The 19,860-nt window shown below is 70.9% G+C and carries 19 protein-coding genes and 1 tRNA gene; 12 read left to right on the forward strand and 8 right to left on the reverse strand.

What is annotated here, in order from left to right; all coding sequences use genetic code 11:
* The first annotated feature begins 105 nt into the window (after positions 1 to 105).
* Entirely contained in the window at positions 106 to 978 is an 873-nt protein-coding gene (locus tag ACWFRU_RS32725; RefSeq protein WP_453691759.1) for a bifunctional DNA primase/polymerase, read from the forward strand.
* A gap of 93 nt (positions 979 to 1,071) precedes the next feature.
* Here the strand turns inward: ACWFRU_RS32725 and ACWFRU_RS32730 are convergent, their stop codons facing one another.
* The 4 genes from ACWFRU_RS32730 to ACWFRU_RS32745 all read right to left on the reverse strand — a co-directional run bounded on the left by ACWFRU_RS32730 (position 1,072) and on the right by ACWFRU_RS32745 (position 4,055).
* Entirely contained in the window at positions 1,072 to 1,818 is a 747-nt protein-coding gene (locus ACWFRU_RS32730) for a sensor domain-containing protein (protein ID WP_453691760.1), read from the reverse strand.
* A gap of 210 nt (positions 1,819 to 2,028) precedes the next feature.
* On the reverse strand, positions 2,029 to 2,262 hold the full coding sequence (locus ACWFRU_RS32735; protein WP_453691761.1) for a hypothetical protein: 234 nt from the start codon (positions 2,260 to 2,262) through the stop codon (positions 2,029 to 2,031).
* Positions 2,263 to 2,470: 208 nt separating this feature from the next.
* A tRNA-Ser gene (locus ACWFRU_RS32740) sits at positions 2,471 to 2,555 on the reverse strand.
* A 42-nt stretch (positions 2,556 to 2,597) separates the two neighbouring features.
* A complete protein-coding gene (locus ACWFRU_RS32745) occupies positions 2,598 to 4,055 on the reverse strand; it encodes a S1C family serine protease (protein ID WP_453691762.1) in 1,458 nt (485 codons plus the stop codon).
* Positions 4,056 to 4,239: 184 nt separating this feature from the next.
* Here ACWFRU_RS32745 and ACWFRU_RS32750 point away from each other — a divergent pair, with 184 nt between their 5' ends.
* The 3 genes from ACWFRU_RS32750 (at position 4,240) to ACWFRU_RS32760 (ending at position 6,883) form a co-directional block, all read left to right on the forward strand.
* On the forward strand, positions 4,240 to 5,052 hold the full coding sequence (locus tag ACWFRU_RS32750) for a glycerophosphodiester phosphodiesterase (RefSeq protein WP_453691763.1): 813 nt from the start codon (positions 4,240 to 4,242) through the stop codon (positions 5,050 to 5,052).
* Between the two features lie 62 nt (positions 5,053 to 5,114).
* Positions 5,115 to 5,735, forward strand: a complete 621-nt coding sequence (locus ACWFRU_RS32755) for an ATP-binding protein (RefSeq protein ID WP_453691764.1) — start codon at positions 5,115 to 5,117, stop codon at positions 5,733 to 5,735.
* 182 nt (positions 5,736 to 5,917) lie between these two features.
* Complete coding sequence (locus tag ACWFRU_RS32760; RefSeq protein WP_363210256.1) at positions 5,918 to 6,883, forward strand: DUF5926 family protein; 966 nt, start codon at positions 5,918 to 5,920, stop codon at positions 6,881 to 6,883.
* Between the two features lie 205 nt (positions 6,884 to 7,088).
* On the opposite strand, the gene ACWFRU_RS32765 is transcribed toward ACWFRU_RS32760, so the two are convergent.
* Positions 7,089 to 7,703 (reverse strand): hypothetical protein, encoded by a 615-nt coding sequence (locus ACWFRU_RS32765; protein ID WP_453691765.1) that lies wholly within the window; start codon positions 7,701 to 7,703, stop codon positions 7,089 to 7,091.
* A 57-nt stretch (positions 7,704 to 7,760) separates the two neighbouring features.
* Positions 7,761 to 8,438, reverse strand: coding sequence for a bifunctional DNA primase/polymerase (locus ACWFRU_RS32770; RefSeq protein WP_453691766.1), 678 nt, complete (start codon positions 8,436 to 8,438; stop codon positions 7,761 to 7,763).
* 538 nt (positions 8,439 to 8,976) lie between these two features.
* On the opposite strand from ACWFRU_RS32770, the gene ACWFRU_RS32775 reads away from it, so the two are divergent.
* Together ACWFRU_RS32775 and ACWFRU_RS32780 are read left to right on the forward strand one after the other, a co-directional pair.
* Entirely contained in the window at positions 8,977 to 10,410 is a 1,434-nt protein-coding gene (locus tag ACWFRU_RS32775; protein ID WP_453691768.1) for a PP2C family protein-serine/threonine phosphatase, read from the forward strand.
* Between the two features lie 99 nt (positions 10,411 to 10,509).
* On the forward strand, positions 10,510 to 12,006 hold the full coding sequence (locus ACWFRU_RS32780) for an aminopeptidase P family protein (protein ID WP_453691770.1): 1,497 nt from the start codon (positions 10,510 to 10,512) through the stop codon (positions 12,004 to 12,006).
* A 78-nt stretch (positions 12,007 to 12,084) separates the two neighbouring features.
* Here the strand turns inward: ACWFRU_RS32780 and ACWFRU_RS32785 are convergent, their stop codons facing one another.
* Positions 12,085 to 12,591 carry a carboxymuconolactone decarboxylase family protein gene (locus ACWFRU_RS32785; RefSeq protein ID WP_453691772.1) on the reverse strand — a complete coding sequence of 169 codons (507 nt, stop codon included), beginning with the start codon at positions 12,589 to 12,591 and terminating at the stop codon, positions 12,085 to 12,087.
* A gap of 47 nt (positions 12,592 to 12,638) precedes the next feature.
* Between ACWFRU_RS32785 and pdxR the strand changes: the two genes are divergently transcribed.
* Entirely contained in the window at positions 12,639 to 14,114 is a 1,476-nt protein-coding gene (gene pdxR, locus ACWFRU_RS32790) for a MocR-like pyridoxine biosynthesis transcription factor PdxR (protein ID WP_453691773.1), read from the forward strand.
* A 36-nt stretch (positions 14,115 to 14,150) separates the two neighbouring features.
* Here pdxR and ACWFRU_RS32795 read toward each other — a convergent pair whose 3' ends face one another.
* Entirely contained in the window at positions 14,151 to 14,597 is a 447-nt protein-coding gene (locus tag ACWFRU_RS32795) for an ATP-binding protein (protein ID WP_453691775.1), read from the reverse strand.
* A 269-nt stretch (positions 14,598 to 14,866) separates the two neighbouring features.
* Between ACWFRU_RS32795 and ACWFRU_RS32800 the strand changes: the two genes are divergently transcribed.
* The 5 genes from ACWFRU_RS32800 to ACWFRU_RS32820 all read left to right on the forward strand — a co-directional run bounded on the left by ACWFRU_RS32800 (position 14,867) and on the right by ACWFRU_RS32820 (position 19,856).
* Positions 14,867 to 15,688, forward strand: coding sequence for a hypothetical protein (locus ACWFRU_RS32800; protein ID WP_453691777.1), 822 nt, complete (start codon positions 14,867 to 14,869; stop codon positions 15,686 to 15,688).
* 193 nt (positions 15,689 to 15,881) lie between these two features.
* The gene (locus ACWFRU_RS32805; RefSeq protein ID WP_453691850.1) at positions 15,882 to 16,610 is read left to right on the forward strand and encodes a YcnI family copper-binding membrane protein; all 729 of its coding nucleotides are present in this window, start codon (positions 15,882 to 15,884) and stop codon (positions 16,608 to 16,610) included.
* Positions 16,611 to 16,690: 80 nt separating this feature from the next.
* A complete protein-coding gene (locus ACWFRU_RS32810) occupies positions 16,691 to 17,341 on the forward strand; it encodes an SCO family protein (RefSeq protein WP_453449174.1) in 651 nt (216 codons plus the stop codon).
* Entirely contained in the window at positions 17,338 to 17,826 is a 489-nt protein-coding gene (locus tag ACWFRU_RS32815; protein WP_453691778.1) for a copper chaperone PCu(A)C, read from the forward strand. The genes ACWFRU_RS32810 and ACWFRU_RS32815 overlap by 4 nt, the downstream gene beginning before the upstream one ends.
* A 14-nt stretch (positions 17,827 to 17,840) precedes the next feature.
* On the forward strand, positions 17,841 to 19,856 hold the full coding sequence (locus ACWFRU_RS32820) for a copper resistance CopC/CopD family protein (protein WP_453691780.1): 2,016 nt from the start codon (positions 17,841 to 17,843) through the stop codon (positions 19,854 to 19,856).
* The last annotated feature ends 4 nt before the right edge of the window (positions 19,857 to 19,860 follow it).

A 19,860-nucleotide genomic window follows, 5' to 3' on the forward strand; every position in this document is an offset into this window, starting at 1 on the left:
AGGCGCTCCGGCACAGTCAGAAGATCGGCGGGCGCGCCCGCGTTTCGTCCGCGCGCCGCGCCCGCCCCCCTTCCTTTCTTCGAACGCTTGTACGAAAATGAAGTCATGGCCACCATCGACCGCCATGCCACAGCACTCGTACTCGCGCACGCACTGTCCGCCGCCGAGCGCGGACTCGCCGTCATCCCGCTCTCCCGCACCAAGCTGCCGGCGCTCCGCTCCCCCCACCACGAGCAACCCGAAACGACCCCCTGTCACGGCGAATGCGGCCGCCCCGGACACGGCGTGTACGACGCGTCGACCGACCCCTTGCGCATCCGCGAACTCTTCGCCGCCGCGCCCTGGGCCACCGGCTACGGCATCGCGTGCGGCCTGCCCCCACACCATCTGATCGGCATCGACCTGGACACCAAGTCCGGTACGGACGCTCCGGCCGCCCTGCGGGAACTGGCGCTGCGTCACCTCTTCACGATCCCCGCCACGGTGGTCGTGGCGACCCCCAGCGGAGGCCGTCACATCTGGCTCACGGGCCCGCCCGAAGCCGTCGTCCCCAATTCCGCGGGACGCCTGGCCCCCGGCATCGACATCAGGGGCGCCGGGGGTTACCTCGTCGGCCCCGGCTCGCGCACCGAACACGGCGTCTACAGCACCGTGGCCGGCACCGCACACCTCCCCCCGGCGAGCTGCCCTCCCGCGCTGTTACGCCTGCTCACACCCCCGGCCCGCGCCCACCACCCCACGCTCCCGCAGATGCCGGCCCCGGCCCATCGAGGTCAGGGCCTGGTCCAGTTCGTCCTCGCCGCGCACGAGGGCCAGCGCAACACCCGCCTGTTCTGGGCCGCCTGCCGCGCCTACGAGAACGGCATCGGCGAATCCCTGGCCCCCGAACTCGTCTCCGCCGCGCTCCAGGTGGGCCTCACGGAGCGCGAGGCCCGCTCGACGATCGCGTCGGCGGAACGGCTGACGGGACACGCGTGACGGCGGGCCGAACATGGCGCAGTACGGGCCGAACATGACGCGGTAAGGGACGCCCGCAATGGCGGACGCCCCTTACCGCGTTCCCCGGCGCACTTACCGCTGAGGCTGCCCGAGCATCGAACGCACCGCGGCGCGGTCGATGTTCGTCAGGGCGCGGACCAGCTTCGGGGTGAGGAAGACGATGACGAGGCCGACCAGGGACGCCCCGGCGATCTGCACCGGCGACTCCAGGTAGAACGCGTGACGCTCACCGCCGGAGGTGTAGTCGAACACCCGGTAGCCGGGCCAGTCGACGTACCGCGGGAACACCCAGGAGTACGCCGGAAGGAGCGCGACCACCCAGCCGGTGACCAGGAACGTCACGCTGAGCACGAAGGACATCACCCGCGAGGAGAACATCACGACCTGGAAGAGCAGCGCCCGCCAGCCCGCACCGTTCGCGAGCCGCGCCCGCATCCCGGCCCACACACCCGCGCCCGGCGGCGTCCCCACGGCAGCCGGCCCGGCGACATCGAGCCCCAGCATCCTCCGGGCCCGCCCCCGTTCCGCCGCTCCGAGGCCCCGCGCCCCGGCCAGCGCGGCCGCGAGGACCGGCAGTCCGAGCACGGTGACGAACAGGCCAACGCCGAGCGAGAACATCGTCACGGCGAAGGTGAAGCCCACGATGGCGATGGGCAGCGACGCCACCGTGTAGCCGATCTCCCGGTACGTCGAGGCGGCGAACGGCGCCCGCCAGAAACCCGGTGCCTCCGGGGCGCGCTCAGCGGAAGGAACAACAGGAACGGAAGGAGCAACAGGAGCGACGGGAGCGGCTGGGTAAGGCAGTGCGCTGGTGCTCATGACGGGCCTCGAATCTTCGCGGTGGGGACGTGCCGGGGACGTGCCGTGCTGACGTCCTCCACGTTCGCGAATCCGAGCGGCCCGGAACATACGGTGACCCGGCCTCTCCGGGGTGTTGCTGGCACCACCCCCGGACGAAGGCGCAGCGTCCGGGACACAAGGAGGGGGTGCCTCTCAGTGAGAGACACCCCCCGACCGACGGAGAAGCCGTCAGTCGTTGAACCCGTCGAAGACGCCGTTGAGGGCGGTGGCGTCGCGGTGACCGCCCTCCGTCTGGCCGGCGGTGGTGATGCCGTAGGGGCCGCCCATGTTGGTGAACGACTGCCCTGCGTAGCGGCCCTCGTCGAGGGTGCCGGTCGGGCCGTCGGAGGCGACGGCGGTGCCGGCGGCCAGGAACCCGGCCACGGTGGCCACGGCGAGAGCGGATGCGATGCGCTGCAACACGGTTATCTCCTTTTGGGTTGATCCAGTGATCCTCTGCAGCGAAACGACACCTCAATCCACCCGCGCCTTCTCCCAGGCTCGCCGCGCAGCGTCCACGTGGAGTACCAGGTTCATCCAAGGTGACCTACGCGCCCACGCTCGGCCGCGCACTCCCGGGAAAGGCGAGAGCCCCCGACCGATTCCGCTGGTCAGGGGCTCTCAAGAAGTGCGGTGGGTGTGGGATTTGAACCCACGGTGACTCGCGCCACGACGGTTTTCAAGACCGTTCCCTTAGGCCGCTCGGGCAACCCACCCCGCACCGCCGTTCAGGGCGGTGCGGGGACAAGAGTAGCGGGTCAGCTCTCGCCCTTGCGCTCGCCCAGGACCACGTCGACCTTGTGCTCCTTGCCGTCGCGCTTGTACGTGATCTCGACGGTGTCGCCCGGCTTGTGGGTCCAGATCTGGCCGATCAGGGTCGGGCCGCTGTCGATCACCGAGTCGTCCAGCTTCGTGATGACGTCACCGGGCTTGAGGCCCGCCTTGTCCGCGGGGCCGTTCGGGGTGACCGCCTGCGTACCGCTCGCGCCCTCCCGGGAGATCGTGGCGCCGCCCGTGTTCTCCTGCAGGGAGACCGAGGCGCCGATCACGGGGTAGACCGCCTGGCCGTTCTTGATCAGCTGCTGGGCGACGTACTTGGCCTGGTTGACCGGGATCGCGAAGCCCAGGCCGATGGAGCCGGACTGGCCGCCTCCGCCGAGGCCGCCGCCGCTCTCCGCCGGCTTGATCGCGGAATTGATGCCGATGACCGCGCCACCCGCGTCGAGCAGCGGGCCGCCGGAGTTGCCGGGGTTGATGGAGGCGTCGGTCTGCAGGGCGCTCATGTACGAGCTCTTGCTGCTCGCGCCGTCGCTGGAGGTCACCGGGCGGTCCTTGGCGCTGACGATGCCGGTCGTGACCGTGTTCGAGAGGCCGAAGGGGGCGCCGATGGCGATCGTCGAGTCGCCGACCGCCACCTTGTCGGAGTTGCCGAGGGGGAGCGGCTTCAGGTTCGACGGCGGGTTCTTGAGCTTGAGGACCGCCACGTCGTAGCCCTCGGCGCGGCCGACCACCTCGGCGTCGTACTTCTTGCCGTCCGAGAACGTGGCCGCGAGCTTTCCGCCGTCGGCCGCGGAGGCCACGACGTGGTTGTTCGTCAGGATGTGGCCCTGCTTGTCGTATACGAAGCCGGTGCCCGTGCCGCCCTCGCCGTTGCCGCCCTGGGCCTCGATGGTGACGACGCTGGGCAGCGCCTTGCCCGCGATGTCGGCGACCGTGCCGGGGTCACGCTTCAGGTCGGCCGGCGTGTTCGACGCGGAGACCGTGGTCGAACCCGTGCTGTTGTCGTTCCGGTCGGCCGCCCAGAAGCCGATGCCGCCGCCGACTCCGCCCGCGACGAGGGCGGCCACGAGCACCGCGGCGATCAGGCCACCGCGCCGGCCCGCGGGCTTGGCCCCCTCCGGGTGCTGCGCCGCGTACGACGCGCCCCATCCGGAGCCGGAGCCGCCCCCTTGGGCGTACGAGGGAACGGCGGGCGGCGGCGGAGGCGGCCACGCTCCGGCACCGGAGGCGTGCGAGGGCGCGCCCGGGGTGGTACCGGCGTGCGGGTGAGCGTGGTGCGCCGACGGTTCCTGGCCGGGGGCGGCGGGCGGCGTCACGGGGTCGGGTGCTCCGGAGGCGGGCGTCACGGGGTCGGCGGAAGCAGCGGGAGACTCCACCGGCGCAGGGGGCGCTGACGGGGCCGGGGGTACCTCGTTGCCCTCGTTCTCGGTGCTCACAGCTCTTCTCCTCGGTCCACGCTGTCGTTCTCGGTCACGGCCTGGCTGTGCCCAACTGTGCATCTGTCTGCAGTCAGCTTTTCCCATGGGCTGTCAGGGCACCATAAGCCGATCCTGTGGATCCGGCTCTGTGTGCGACACCTTGGGCAAGCCTTCGAGTACCCCGTGATGGCACCATGACGCGGTGACCCTCGCACGACAGCAACAGATCCAGGTCGTCGCCCACCGCGGAGCTTCCGAAGACGCCCCCGAGCACACGCTGGCCGCCTACAAGAAGGCGGTCGACGACGGGGCCGACGCTCTCGAGTGCGACGTACGCCTCACCGCGGACGGGCACCTCGTCTGCGTCCACGACCGCCGCGTGAACCGGACGTCGAACGGCCGGGGAGCTGTGTCGGCCCTGGAGCTCGCCGATCTCGCCACCCTCGACTTCGGCTCCTGGAAGAACAACCACGGGGAGGCCGACGAACTCCCCGACTGGGAGGACACCTCCGTCCTCACGCTGGAGCGGCTCCTCGAGCTCGTGGCCGAAAGCAACGCGTCGGGGCGCGATGTCCAGCTGGCCATCGAGACCAAGCACCCCACCCGCTGGGCGGGTCAGGTCGAGGAAAGGCTGCTTCTTCTACTGAAGCGCTTCGGTCTGGATGCCCCACCCGCCGACGGCCCCTCGCCCGTACGCGTCATGAGCTTCTCCGCGCGCTCCCTCCAGCGCGTGCGGGCCGCGTCCCCCACCCTGCCGACGGTCTACCTGATGCAGTTCGTCTCGCCGCGCCACCGTGACGGGCGCCTTCCCGAAGGTGTCCGGATCGCCGGTCCCGGCATGCGGATCGTCCGCAATCACCCGGCCTACGTCGCCAAACTCAAGCGCGCGGGACACCAGGTGCACGTGTGGACCGTGAACGAACCCGAGGACGTGGAGCTCTGCGCCGAACTCGGCGTCGACGCCATCATCACCAATCGCCCCAAACAGGTGCTGTCCCAGTTGGGCCGCCGCTAACCCCGATCCCATCGGTTACGGGGAGTGCACCGGCGCGTTCGGTCCGTATTCGATCGATACGAGTGCGTCACCGCACAAGGATTGGCCGGTTTCCGGTCCAGTCCATTGGGGCATTCACACCGTGGCGTGGGGCGAAGGAGGTCTCGGGGGTGGCGTTGGTGGTGGCACGGGAGGTGCCCGCGTCGTCGAGCATGGCCGTACCCCATGGCCCGGCGGGCGTGGGAGAAGCAAGGCACCGGATGCGCGATCAACTGCGCGGACACGGGGTGCCGGAATCGGTCGTCGACGATGCCGTACTGATCCTTTCGGAATTGCTCAGCAACGCCTGCCGGCACGGCAGGCCACTGGGCGAGGGAATGGTGGGTGACGGTGATGTCCGGGCCGCCTGGCGCGTGGACACGACAGGCAGGCTGACGGTCGAGGTGACGGACGGCGGTGGCCCGACCCGCCCCGTTCCGGCCACACCCTCGGTCACCGCGCACGGTGGGCGCGGGCTCAACATCATCACGGCCCTCGCCGAGACCTGGGGTGTGCGGGACGACATCCACGGCGAGGTCACGGTGTGGGTCGTCGTACAAGCCGGGCACTGCCACGAGGACTTCGCTACGCGCGTCGCGGCCCCCGCGGGCTCGGCGATACCCGACCTCGCGTTCGCGGACCCTTTCGACGACCGCGAGCGGTGACGTCGAGCGCCCACTTCAACTGAAGGCCGCCGATGACGGCTCCCGATGGAAGGCTCCGATGACGGCTCCGTCCGATCGAGGCCGAAACCCGATGCCTTGACGGTGAGCGGCTAGGCTCGCGCCCGTACGCCCAAGACGTACGAAGAGCCACGCTGGAAAGCCGCATCCGGGAGACACCCAAGATGGCCAAGAAGCGCCCTCAGACCAAGGGCAAGCAGCCGCAGCTGACGGACGGGCAGGTCCCTGTCGTCGGTGCCCGCGAACCCTGCCCCTGCGGTTCGGGCCGCCGTTACAAGGCCTGTCACGGCCGGGCCGCCGCACACGCGGCGACCGAGCTGGTGCACCGCCCCTTCGAAGGTCTGCCCGGCGAGGGCGACTGGGTGGCTCTGCGCGAGCTCGTCCCGGCGGCGACCGTCGAACTGCCCCTCAAGGACGGGCTGCCGGACGGCGTGCCCTCCGTGTCCCTGGCGACCGTCCTGCCGATGGCCTGGCCCGCGCTGCGCCGTGACGACGGCTCGGTCCTGCTCGGCCTGCAGAACGACACCGCGTCCGGCGACATCAGCCGCGACCTCGCCGACACGCTCCAGCGCGCCCTGACCGCCGAGCCCGGCTCTCCGGTACAGGCTCGCCGCGCCCCCGCCGACGGGCCGCGTCTGCAGGATCTCCTCGACCCCGACGGCACATTCGAGCCGATCGTGCACACGGGCTTCGAGTTCTGGGTCCCGGACTCGGAGAACGCCTCGACGGAGGTGTCCGCATCCCTGGAGCGGGCGAACGCCGCCGCCATCCCGACCGTGCGGCTCTCCGGCGTGGACTGCGCTTATTGGTGCGAGACCCCGGACAAGAACCACCTGCGCTGGGTCATGCCGCACCCCGAGGAGCAGCTCCTCGACGCGCTCGCGCGGCTGCACGCGGCCGGCACGTCGAGCCTCGGCGAGGGCACCCGTCTGGTCGGGTCCTTCCGGGCGCACGGTCTGACGGTCCCGGTGTGGGACCTGCCGACCGGAATGGGCGCCGAGGACATCGAGAAGCCCGCCGCGGAGTTCGCCGAGCGGCTCGCGACGGCGCTGGACAGCGAGGCCCCGCTCACGCCGGAGGAGCGCCGGGCGCGCGGCGGTCTCACCAACCGCCAGGTGACGTTGAGCTGACCCACCAGTCAGTCGGAAGGGGAGGGGTGACTCCTGTCACAACTCCCTGTCGTCGCAGGTGAATCCCTGTCCGGATATCCGAGATCGAATTTGCCCAGAGCAGATCTCTTGTTACCGTTCAGGTAGCCCGGTTGCTGGTGCATCCCCCGTCGCCAGCAACCGGGCGCTTCCATGTCCGGCCGATTGCACGGCCCGACCTGCTGACTCAACTGGCCTTCGGCCGCGCGGAGTTGCTTCCCGAGCGCAGGAGCAACGGTCCGCCACTCCCGTCAGCGAACTCCGCCACCGCCGAATACGCCGCTGAATTCCCCGTCGTACGCTCCCGAGGCGTCTCGCACGCCCCCGGCTCGTCCGCCGCGCCGACCGCGCAATGCATCTGCACGGTGCGCCCACCCGGCGCCATAACGCTCAGTACGGCGCTCAGCTCATCGCCGGTCGTGTTGCGGTAGTACGTGCGCCCCCATGTGTCGCGCCCCTGGGTCAGGACGCACGTCTGGGCCTCGATGCCCTTGGGGGAGGTGACTTCGGGTCCGCACTGCGCGGCGCTGTCGAGGCCGAGCCCCGTGAGCATCGACGCGTCGTCCGGAGACCGGTCGCCCGAAGCGGCGCTCTCCGTAGTGGAGCGCCGCGAAGTCGGCTTCTCCGTAGAGGGCTGTTTCGCGTCGCGATCCGGTGCCGCCCCCGGTGCCGCGTCCGCCGGCCGCTCCGTCGGCCTGGCTTCGGCGTCACCGTCGCCCACGGGCCCCGCGTAGGCGCCGGCGAGCGGCAGGAGAACCGTAATGGCCACGACGCCCGTGAGCGCGATCAGGCGGGGGTTCATGAGGCCTGACAGTAACGACGTTTGACGGGCGCCCGGCTCCCCGCGCGCCCATTTCCCCTACAACTCGGGCGCGCTCACACCCGTACGAGTGAGCGCGTCGACCACCGCGTCCACCACGGCCTCGACATCGGGCACCCACGGCGCCGCCGAGCCGGGCAGCGGGGCCCGCTCCCAGCGCACCGTCCCCTGGCCCGTCTCGGAAGGCGGCAGCGCGAGATATCCGCCCTCTCCGTGGAAGCGCAGCGAGCCCGGTACGTAGTCCTTCGCGTACAGGAGGTCGCCCAACTGCTCCATGGAGTACGGCGCGACGAGGAGGAAGAGGCGCGCGGGGGTCGCGATGACCGGCCCGAGCCTGATGCCCATCTCGTCGAGCGCGGTCAGGGCCCGCGCTCCCGCGATGGCGGGCAGGCTGACGGCGCACGGGGCGCCACCGCCGGTGGCGAGCACGATCGGCGCGTCCGGGCGGTTCGTCCACCACCAGCGCACCATGCGCTCGTCGGTCGTCGCGGCCAGCAGGCCGGGGTCGAGGGGGTGGGCTCCTGGCACCGTGCAGTCGGGGTCGGGGCAGGCGCAGCGGGTGCCGTCTCGCCGGTCGAGTCCGACGCCGGGAACCACGGGCCACTTCCACGCCGTGGCAGAGGTCAGGGCCGCACCGATCAGACCGGGACTCTGGTCAGACTTCCTGCCGGTGAGCCTGGCAAGGAGCCTGCTTCGCCTTCCGAGGATCTCGCGCATGAGCGCTCGTTCCTTTCCGTTTACACGCCGAGGAACACGGCGGGCCACATCACACCATGTGTGGATCACTTCGCTGTGCGTAGAACTGGCGCATCACACCCCAGCCTGCGGCATGGGGAACCCGTTAGGGCCGAGCGTTAGCGTGGCGTGGGGTGGCGGTGCCTGGCGTTTGCTGTCCCGCGTACTTCTTCGCCGCCTCCCCCACGGGAGGATGGGGCACGGTCGTCGTGAGTTAAGACGCCCGGGTCCGTCACCAGGTTCCGGGCTGATCTCAACTGCCCCTGGTCATCACCGAGTACGTACCCATCACGGCCGCTGTGACGCGCCTCCCATGCCTGAGGGCTTGGGAGTACCCCTTGTTGAACAATCCCAGTCGATCGCAATAAGCCGTCGCCTCAGGCACTTTTGAGCCAACTTCTCAAGATCGCGAAACGTCACAGAATTCCCACGGACACCAGGAATCCCGGCTGGACAATGCTGGACATCCCCTAACCAGTGCGTGTAGATGTGGAGAACATTGCTAGCGGCGCAGAATGACATGGGGGTTTGCGATGCTATTGAGCAATACGCACCGGCCGGAAAGCCGTCAGCCATGAACGCTCCGCACCTCCCGAAAGTGGCCGGAATCGATTCAACTGTTCCGCCACCAGCCCACACTGTCGCGCCCGCCCCGCAGGCCCAAGGCGCACCGGCGCTCATGATCCAGGACCGGCTCGCGGGCTGGATCTCCGATCTGACCACCCTCCAGGAGCTCACCGAGCGCCTGGCGCGCACGGTCACGCTGGACGAGGCCCTGCACGAATTGCTGCGCGCCGGAGCCGCCCTCGTCGGCGCGCGCCGCGGCCTGCTCGTCCTCGAGCCGGCCGACGGACTCGGCCCCGACAACACCATCGGCCTCGGTCTCGGCCGCGCCGACCTCGGGCACATCGAGACGGTCCCCCGCGCCGCCACCGCCTTCGGGCGCCTCCTCGACGCGCCGCCCACGCCCCCGGGCGCCGAGACCGAGATCGTCGACGCCGATTTGTTCGCCGACAGCAGCCTCGACCCCCGGCACCGCGAAGTGGCCGCCCGGCTCGGCTACGCCGCGAGCTACGCACTGCCCCTGTCCACCGAGACGGTGGGCCGCATCGGCGCCGCCGTCTGGCTGTACGACGAGCCCGCCGAGCCGGGCGAGCACCAACGCCACCTCGTCGGTCTCTACGCGCGCCAGGCCGCCGAGCACCTGGCCCGGCTGATCGAACTGGACCGCGCCCGCACCACGGAGGCCACGTTGCGAGAGGAACTGCTGCCCTCGCGTCTGCCGCGGGTCGCCGGGGTGCAGCTCGCCGCCCGGCACCGCACCTCCGCGCTCGGCGGCGGCGACTGGTTCGACGCGCTGCCGCTGCCCGACGCCGCGCTCGGCCTCGCGGTCGGGTCCGTCACCGGGTCCGGGCCGAGCGCCGTCGCCGCGATGGGGCGCCTGCGGGCCTCCTTGCGGGCGTACGCCGTGATGGAGGGCGAGGACCCGGTCGCCGTACTGTCCGATCTGGAGCTGCTGCTGCGGCTCACCGAGCCCGCGCGGTCCGCGACGGCCCTCTTCGCCTACTGCGAACCGGCGCTGCGCAAGATCGTCCTGGCGGGAGCCGGCCACAGCCCGCCCCTGGTGATCGGTGAGCGGCGCACGGAGTTCGTGGAGACCTCGCTCTCGGCACCCCTGGGGATGCTCGCCTGCTGGGAGGCGCCGAGCGTGGAGTTCCAGACGACACCGGGAGAAACAGTGCTGCTCTACACGGACGGCCTCCTGCACCGCACCGGCGACCCGATGGACCGTGCCTTCGCGCGGCTGCACGCCGCGGCGGCGAGCGTGCCCAAGCAGGTCCGCGACGACCCGGACGCGCTCGTCGACCACATCCTGCGGACGGTGCTGCCGGACGGGCTCGACGCGGTCGAGAGCGACGAGGACGTGGTTCTCCTCGCGGCCCGTTTCGAGTGACCCCCGCTCTACGGCATGTAATGGGCCTTCCGGCCCTGGGCCCCCTTCCGTACGCCCGTACGATGGAGGGGGCCCAGTGTCGTACATAGGAGGCAGATCGTGTCGGAGGAGCTCATTCGGGAGAACCCGGAGACCCCGGAAGACCTGGAGATCGAGTCCGAGGAAGAGCCGATCAAGCAGCGCAAGAACGGCCTGTACCCGGGCGTCTCCGACGAGCTCGCCGAGAACATGAAGTCCGGATGGGCCGACACGGAGCTGCACGACCTGCAGCCGATCGCCCAGGCCGAGCACACCGCCGCCCGCCGTGCCGCGCTCTCCGCGCGCTTCCCGGGCGAGCGCCTCGTGATCCCCGCGGGCAATCTCAAGACCCGCTCGAACGACACGGAGTACGCCTTCCGCGCCTCCGTCGAGTACGCGTACCTGACCGGCAACCAGACCGAGGACGGCGTCCTCGTCCTGGAGCCGACGGACTTCGCGGACGGCACGAGCGGCCACGAGGCCACCATCTACCTGCTGCCGCGCTCCAACCGCGAGAACGGCGAGTTCTGGCTGGACGGCCAGGGCGAGCTGTGGGTCGGCCGCAGGCACTCCCTCACCGAGGCCGAGACGCTGTACGGCATCCCGGCGTCCGACGTGCGTGAGCTGCCCGGGCGGCTGCGCGAGGCGACCGGCTCCGTCCGCGTCGTCCGTGGGTACGACGCGGGCATCGAGGCCGCGCTGACCGACAAGGTCACCGCCGAGCGCGACGAGGAACTGCGCGTCTTCCTCTCCGAGGCCCGTCTGGTCAAGGACGAGTTTGAAGTCGGCGAGCTGCAGAAGGCGTGCGACTCGACGGCCCGCGGCTTCGAGGACGTCGTGCGTGTCCTGGACAAGGCCGAGGCGACCAGCGAGCGCTACATCGAGGGCACGTTCTTCCTGCGCGCCCGCGTCGACGGCAACGACATCGGCTACGGCTCGATCTGCGCGGCAGGCCCGCACGCCACGACGCTGCACTGGGTGCGCAACGACGGCGCCGTGCGCTCCGGGGAGCTGCTGCTGCTCGACGCCGGTGTGGAGACGCACACGTACTACACCGCCGACGTGACGCGGACGCTGCCGATCAACGGCCGCTTCGACGCGCTGCAGCGGAAGATCTACGACGCCGTGTACGAGGCCCAGGAGGCCGGTATCGCGGCGGTGCGGCCCGGCGCGAAGTACCGCGACTTCCACGACGCCGCGCAGCGCGTGCTGGCCGAGAAGCTCGTGGAGTGGGGCCTGGTCGAGGGCCCGGTCGAGCGCGTCCTGGAGCTGGGTCTCCAGCGCCGCTGGACCCTGCACGGCACCGGCCACATGCTCGGCATGGACGTCCACGACTGCGCGGCCGCGCGCCGTGAGACGTACGCCGACGGCGTCCTGGAGCCCGGCATGTGCCTGACCGTCGAGCCCGGCCTGTACTTCCAGGCGGACGACCTGACGGTCCCGGAGGAGTACCGGGGCATCGGCGTGCGGATCGAGGACGACATCCTCGTGACGGCCGACGGCAACAAGAACCTGTCGGCCGCGCTGCCGCGCCGTGCGGATGACGTCGAGGCGTGGATGGCCGAGCTCAAGGGCTGACAGTCTTCTTCGTCTTTTTCTCAGGAACCGAGCCTCTTCTTTAAAGAAGAGGCCCGGTTTCGCGTTCCCCGGGAGGGCCTAGCGCTCATCCTCGCCCGCCACCTTGGCGGTGCTCAGGGCGATGCGGTTCCAGGTGTTGATGGCGAAGATCAGGGCCAGGACGTGGCCGAGCTCCGTCTCGTCGAAGTGCGCCGCCGCGCGGGCGTAGACGTCGTCCGGGACACCGCCCTGGACGAGCGTGACGGCCTCGGTCAGGTCGAGGGCCGCCTGCTCCTTCTCCGTGAAGAAGTTCCTGGCCTCGCGCCAGACGCCCACCATGTGCAGCCGTGCCTCGTCCTCGCCCGCCTTGCGCGCGTCGGAGGTGTGCATGTGAAGGCAGTACGCGCAGCCGTTGAGCAGCGAGGCGCGGATCTGGATCAGCTCGACCAGGGCCGGGTCGAGGCCGTCGCGGGCGGCGGCGTCGAGTCCGATCACGGCCTTGAAGGCCTTGGGGGCGGCCTTGGCGAAGTTGAGGCGGGCAGGGGTGGTGAGGGTCTGCGCGGTGGTTCCGGCAGCGGTCTGCGTGGCGGTCTGCGTGTTCGTCATGACCATGAATCTACGGGTGGAATCGACCTTGGATAGGGTGCATTTCCATGGCGGAATCGTGGGTCAATCTGGCGGAGCGCATCGGGAGTGACCTGCACCTGGAGCTCTCCGGGGCGGGTGGCCGCCGGGCTGTCCTCATCCGCGCTCTGCGGGACGCCGTGCGCGAGGGGCGGCTCGCTCCGGGGACGCGGCTTCCGCCCTACCGCTCCCTCGCCGCCGATCTGGGCATCGCCCGCAACACCGTCGCCGACGCCTACGCCGAGCTGGTCGCCGAGGGCTGGCTGACCGCGCGGCAGGGTTCCGGCACCCGGGTGGCCGAGCGTGCGGCGCCGCCCACCCGCACCCGCGTCCCCAAGCGGGCGCCCACCCGGCCCGCGACGCCCGCCCCACCGGCGTACGACCTGCGCCAGGGCCGGCCCGACGCCGCGTCCTTCCCGCGCACCGCCTGGCTGGCCGCGGCCCGGCGCGCCCTCAACTCCGCGCCGAACGAGGCCTTCGGGCCGGGTGACCCGCAGGGGCGCGTCGAGCTGCGCCGGGCGCTCGCCGGTTATCTGGGGCGCGTCCGCGGGGTGCGTACCGCCCCGGAGCGGATCGTGGTGTGCTCCGGGGTCGCGCACGCCCTGCGGCTGTTGTTCGGGAGCGGGGGAGGCGGGATGCTGCAGAATCCTTCCCCAAGCTCTCGGCTTCGCTCGAGCAGGGGATACCCCATCGCCGTGGAGTCGTACGGTCTCGGCTTCCATCGGTCGATCCTCGCCACCGCGGGCGTACGGACGGTCCCGTTGGGCCTGGACGAAAAGGGCGCCCGTGTCGAGGAATTGACCAGTAGTCAGCGAACTCGGGGCGTGCTGCTCACGCCCGCACACCAGTTCCCGACCGGCGGCCCCCTGCATCCGGCCCGCCGCGCGGCGGTGATCGACTGGGCGCGCACCCGCGACGGCCTCGTCCTGGAGGACGACTACGACGGAGAGTTCCGCTACGACCGGGAGCCGGTGGGAGCCGTACAGGGCCTGGATCCCGAACGCGTCGTCTACATGGGCTCGGTCAGCAAGAGCCTCTCTCCGGGGGTGCGCATCGGGTGGCTCGTCCTGCCCGAACACCTCGTCGACGGAGTGCTCGCGGCGAAGGGCGAACGAGAGGGGTGGGTGAGTGTGACCGACCAGCTCACGCTGGCCGAGCTGATCGAGTCGGGTCATTACGACCGGCACATCCGCCGGATGCGTCAGCGCTACCGCCGCCGCCGCGACCAGCTCGTCGCCGCCCTGGCCACGCACGCCCCGCACATCAGCCCGACCGGAGTCGCCGCGGGCCTGCACGCCGTCCTGCGGCTGCCGCCCGGCACCGAACAGTCCACGGCGAAGGCGGCCTCCTGGCAGGGCCTCGCCGTGGAGGGCCTCGCCGAGTTCCGTCACCCGGAGGCCACGATGCCCGCACCCGATGGTCTGGTCGTCGGCTACTCCACCCCGCCGGAGCACGCCTACGGAGCGGCCCTGGAGGCCCTGTGCAGGGCGCTGCCGCCCGGCTGAGCCGCCGGGTGGCCCCCAGGTCGTCCGGGGCGCTCCTCAGGCCGTGACGAGCGGCGTGTCCTCGCGCCACTTGAGGATCTTGTCGAAGCTGATCACCGTGCCGCCCCTGCCCCCCGGCTTGTCGCCGAAGTGCACGTGGTCGGCGAGCTCCTGGATGAGGTACAGACCGCGCCCGTGCTCGGCGGTGTCGGATGCGGGCTGCGCGACGGGGACGAATCCCGGGCCCGAGTCGGCCACTTCGATGTGGCACTTCTCGCCGTCCAGGTAGGCCGTCACCCGATAGGCACCGGCCGCCCCCTCGGGGGGCACCGCGTCGCCGCCGTGCTCCACCGCGTTGGCACAGGCCTCGCTGAGAGCCACCGACAGGTCGTACGAGACGTCGGGATCCACCCCCGCGGTCTCCATCGTGCCCATCAGCAAGCGGCGGGCCAGCGGGACGCTCGCAGCTTCGCGCCGCAAATGGAGAGACCACCACATGCTCATGCTCCAGCCTCCTGGCCGCGGCTCGACATACCGATACGTATTGCCGCAAGCGCCCGTGTATAAGCGCGCAGTTGACGTGATGCCGCCCATACGGCCGACGCGCGGATGGCCGGGGACGGTGTAGACACGCCTCTCACGAGCCTCTTTCGAGCCCCTCCAAAGGCACCCATTCGGCGCCGATGGGCACCGATCGTCACTCATCGGCATCCATGGGAGCTTGCGGACCTGCCGTATGCGGCGGTTGGGCCCAGTGCAATGATGTTCCGGCCATGACTGCCCCCCACCAGCGCGAAGCGCGCGCCGGAGTCGATCTCCGGCTGCTGAGAGCCGCGGTGTTCGCCGTGCTCTGCGTCGTGCTGTCCGCCGGGGGCCATGTGCTCGCTTCCTGCGCCGCCGTCCCGCTGTGGACGCTGGGCGTCGGGTTCGTCGCCGTTTTCGCCGTGGCGGCACCGCTCGCCGGGCGTGAGCGGTCACTGCCGGGCATCGCCGCCGTACTCGCTGCCGGGCAGGTGGGCCTGCATGCGCTCTTCGGTGTCGGCCAGCACGGCGGCGCCGCGGTGGCGTCCGCCGAGCCCTCCATGGTGGAGCGGGCCGCGCGTCTGGTGTGCGGGGCCGGAGCAGCCACCCTCAGCCCCGCCCAGGCCCACCGGATCCTGACGACGGCCGGCATGGAACCGGGCGCCGGGGCCGCGGGCCACCCCCCGCACCACAGCGCTCCGGCCACCACGGCGGACGCCGCGATGGGCTCCATGTCGCTGCTCCCGTCGCTTCCGATGCTCCTGGGGCACGTACTCGCCGCCGTCGCCGCCGGATGGCTGCTGCGCCGCGGCGACGTCGCGCTGCTCCGCCTCGTGCGGCTCTCGGCACACGGGGCGTATGGAGTCGCCGAGGGGGCGCTCGTCCGTTCCCTGCGCGCGGCGCTGGGTCTCGTACGCGCCCTCCGCGCCGGGCTGCCCGGGGCTCCCGGCGCCGATCTTCGCGCGCCCCGCACGGCTTTCCTGGGGCCGCCGAAGCCGCACACCACCGCGCTCCAGCACACGGTGATCAGGCGAGGGCCGCCGGCCACCGCCGCACTCGCACTCGCTGCCTGACGCGACGCACTCCTACCGCAGCACTACGGAGAGGTGCCTCACGGCCGGCGGCGTCCACGCGCGCGTGCCCGCTCGGTTCGCCGCCGCGCGCACTCTCCCCCTGATCACCGCTGCCGACCTGATCGGCGGTGCTGGTCATCACCGCTGAAAGTGGAGTGTTTCCGCCATGTCTGTTCTGTCTGCGCTGTCCACCGTGAAGGCCTCCCGCGTCTCCGTCGTCGGTGGCGTCGCCGCCTCCGCCGTCCTGCTCCTGTCCGTCCCCGCCTTCGCGCACGTCAGCGTCTCGGCCGAGGGTGAGGCCGCCAAGGGCGGCTACGCCACGGTCAACTTCAAGGTGCCGAACGAGATGGACGACGCCTCGACCACCAAGCTCGAGGTGTCCTTCCCCGAGGACCACCCGCTCGCCTCGGTCATGACGCAGGACGTCCCCGGCTGGACCGCGAAGGTCACCAAGACCAAGCTCGACAAGCCCCTCGAGATGCACGGCGAGAAGATCGACGAGGCCGTCTCCAAGGTCACCTGGACCGCCGACGGCAAGGGCGTCAGGCCGGGCTCCTTCCAGAAGTTCCCGCTGTCCATCGGCGCGCTCCCCGAGGACGCCGACGAGCTCGTCTTCAAGGCCGTCCAGACGTACGACAACAAGGAAGTCGTCCGCTGGATCGAGCCGCAGCAGAAGGGCCAGGAGGAGCCGGAGCACCCGGCGCCGGCCCTCGCGCTGACCGCCGCGTCCGAGGACGGCCACGGCGCCGCCGCCTCGCACGACGACGCCAAGGAAGACGCGAAGTCCGGCGACGAGAGCGAGACCGCCTCGGCCGACAGCAGCGACTCCACCGCCCGCGTCCTCGGCATCGTCGGCATCGTCGTCGGCGCCGCCGGTGTGGCGTTCGGCGTGCTCGCCGGACGTCGGCGCGCCAACAGCTGAGCCACCCTTCGGGCCGCACCGGGGGCGTTTCGCCTGCCCCCGGTGCGCCCGGGCCCCCCTCACATCTGGGACATTTTCGTATGCGCAAGAAGAAGCTGCTCGCCGCCGCCATGCTGGCCGCGGCCACCCTCACCCTGTCCGCCTGCGGTGGCGGTGACGACGGCAAGAAGCCCGTCGCGGACGTCTCCGTCGAGTCCAACGGCGACAAGGCCGCGACCATCCTCGACAAGCCCTTCGAGAAGCCGGACCTCGTCCTCACGGACACGCACGGCAAGAAGTACGACCTGCGCGCGCGGACCAAGGGCAAGCCGACGCTCGTCTACTTCGGCTACACCAACTGCCCGGACGTCTGCCCCCTGACGATGAGCAACATCGCCGTCGCCAAGAAGGCACTGCCCAAGGCCGAACAGGACAAGCTCCAGGTCGTCTTCGTCACCACCGACCCCGAGCGCGACACCCCCGCGGCCCTCGGCAAGTGGCTCAAGGCCCAGGACACCGACTTCATCGGTCTGACCGGCGACTTCGACACCATCCAGGGCAGCGCCCGCACCCTCGGCATCAGCATCGAGCCCTCCAAGAAGGAGAAGGGCAAGGTCGTCTCGATGCACGGCACGCAGGTCATCGCGTTCTCGCCGAAGACCGACGCCGGGTACGTGCTGTACGGCGAGGACACCACCGTGGACGACTACACGAAGGACCTCCCCAAGATCGTCAAGGGAGCGACCCCGTGAACCGCCGCACTCTCGTCGGCGGCGCCCTGGCCCTGACCGCGGGGCTCGCCCTCGCGGGCTGCTCGGAGGCGTCCGCGGACAAAACCGGCAAGAGCGCCGACAAGCCCGAGCTCAAGGTCTCCGGTGCCTTCATGCCCGAGCCCGCCATGGACACCATGGCCTCCGGGTTCTTCACCGTCACGAACAAGGGCGGCGCCGACAAGCTCACCTCGGTCACCAGCGGGATCGCGAAGAAGGTCACGCTGCACAGCACCAAGGGCAACGCGATGAAGGAGCAGAAGTCGTTCGACGTGCCCGCGAACGGTGAGCTCGACTTCGTGCGGGGCGGCAACCACCTCATGTTCGAGGAACTCGAGCAGAAGCCGAAGCAGGGCGACAAGGTCGCCGTGACGCTGCACTTCGAGAAGTCGGACCCCATCGAAGTCGAGGTTCCGGTGAAGGCCGCCACGTACAACCCCAAGCCCGGCAAGCACGCGTCGCACTGAGGGACTGATCGCTGATGCAGACCATCGCTCCCCGCCGTGGAGCTCGCTCCGGGGCCGCCGCCCGCCTCGGGATAACCCCCGGCGTCGGACGGCTCCTGCTCGTCGTCGCCGTCTTCCTCGGCGCCCTGCTGGCCACGGCGGCGCCCGCCTCCGCCCATGCCGCGCTGACGGGCAGCGACCCCAAGCAGGGGGCGGTGGTCGACCAGGCGCCCACCAGCGTGTCGCTGACCTTCTCCGAGAAGGTCGCCATGTCCGACGGCTCCGTACGGGTGCTCGACCCGGCCGGCAAGCGCGTCGACACCGGCAAGACCAGTGACCTCGGCTCGAACACGTACGGCGTGAAGCTGCACAAGGGGCTGCCCGACGGCACCTTCACCGTGGCCTATCAAGTCGTCTCCGCCGACAGCCACCCCATCTCCGGGGCCTACACCTTCTCCGTGGGCGCGCCTTCCGACACGAAGGTCGCGCTGCCGGACCAGGAGGCGGGCGGCGGGTTCGTGGGCGGGCTCTACGACTTCACGCGCTACCTGTCGTACGCCGGGTTCATCCTCGTCGTCGGCGGGGCCGCCTTCGTGCTGGGCTGCTGGCCGCGCGGCGCCGGCGTACGCCCCGTGCAGCGCCTCGTGGTGTCCGGGTGGGTCACGCTCACCGCGTCCACCCTGGTGATGCTGCTGCTCCGCGCGCCCTACACCGGTTCCGGGAAGATCGCCGACGCCTTCGACATGGCCAAGCTCGGCGACGTGCTCCAGACGAAGACGGGCGCCGCGCTGGTCTCACGGCTGCTGCTGCTCGCCGCCGCCGCGCTCTTCATCGCGGTGCTCTTCGGCGCGTACGAGAAGCGGACCGACCCCAAGGAGCGCAGGGACCTCACCTTCGGGCTCGCGATCGGCGGCGGTGTCGTCGCCGTCGGGCTCGGCGCGACCTGGGCCATGGCCGAGCACGCCTCGACCGGCATCCAGGCCGGTATCGCCATGCCCGTGGACGTGGTGCACCTGCTGGCCGTCGCCGCCTGGCTCGGCGGGCTCGCGGCGCTCGTCGTCGCCCTCTACTTCGCGCCCTCGGTCGAGGCCGGGGCGGTGCGGCGCTTCTCGCGCGTGGCGTTCTGCAGCGTCGTCGCCCTGGCGGCGACCGGGCTCTACCAGTCCTGGCGCCAGGTCGGCACGTGGTCGGCGCTCACCGGTACGTGGTACGGACAGCTGCTCCTCATCAAGGTCGGCCTGGTGGTCGTCCTCGTCGGCATCGCCTGGATCTCCCGGCGCTGGACGGCGCGGATCGCGGGCCAGGCGGGCGACATGGCGCCGGAGGCAGCCGCGGCGGCCGTCGTCGAGAAGCGCGCCGAAAAGCACGCCGAGAAGCGCTCGGCGGCCAAGCGTGTGGAGAAGAAGCCGGTGACGGTGCCCGCCGGGAGCACCGGCGCGGACTCCAAGGATGCCAAGGAGTCCAAGGGGCCCAAGGACTCCAAGCGCGCCGCCCAACTCGCCCGCCAGCAGGCAGCCATGACCACCGCCCGCGAGAAGCGGATCCGCGACGCCGACCCGAACCGGTCGGGACTGCGGCGCTCCGTGCTCGCCGAGGCGGGCGTCGCCGTCGTCCTGCTCGCCGTCACCACAGTCCTCACCTCGACCGAGCCGGCGCGCACGGAGGAGGAAGCGGCGGCTTCGAAGACGGCCGCGGCCGCCCAGCGGACCGGCTCGCTCACCCTCAAGATCCCCTTCGACACGGGCTCCGAGGACGGCAAGGGCACCCTGCAGCTCGACCTGGACCCCGGCCGCACCGGCAGCAACGAGATGCACATCTTCGTGAAGCGGCCGAACGGCAGCGCCTTCGACATCCCCGAGGTGAAGGTGTCGTTCACCCTCAAGTCGAAGGATGTCGGGCCGCTGCCCGTCGTCCCGGACCACATCGCCACCGGACACTGGAGCTCCAGCGGGGTCCAGATCCCGATGGCGGGCAACTGGAAGGTCGCGGTGACGGTGCGCACCTCCGACATCGACCAAGTGACCGTGAACAAGAACGCGCAGATCGGCTGAACGG

This window comes from Streptomyces sp. NPDC055099 (assembly GCF_053607685.1).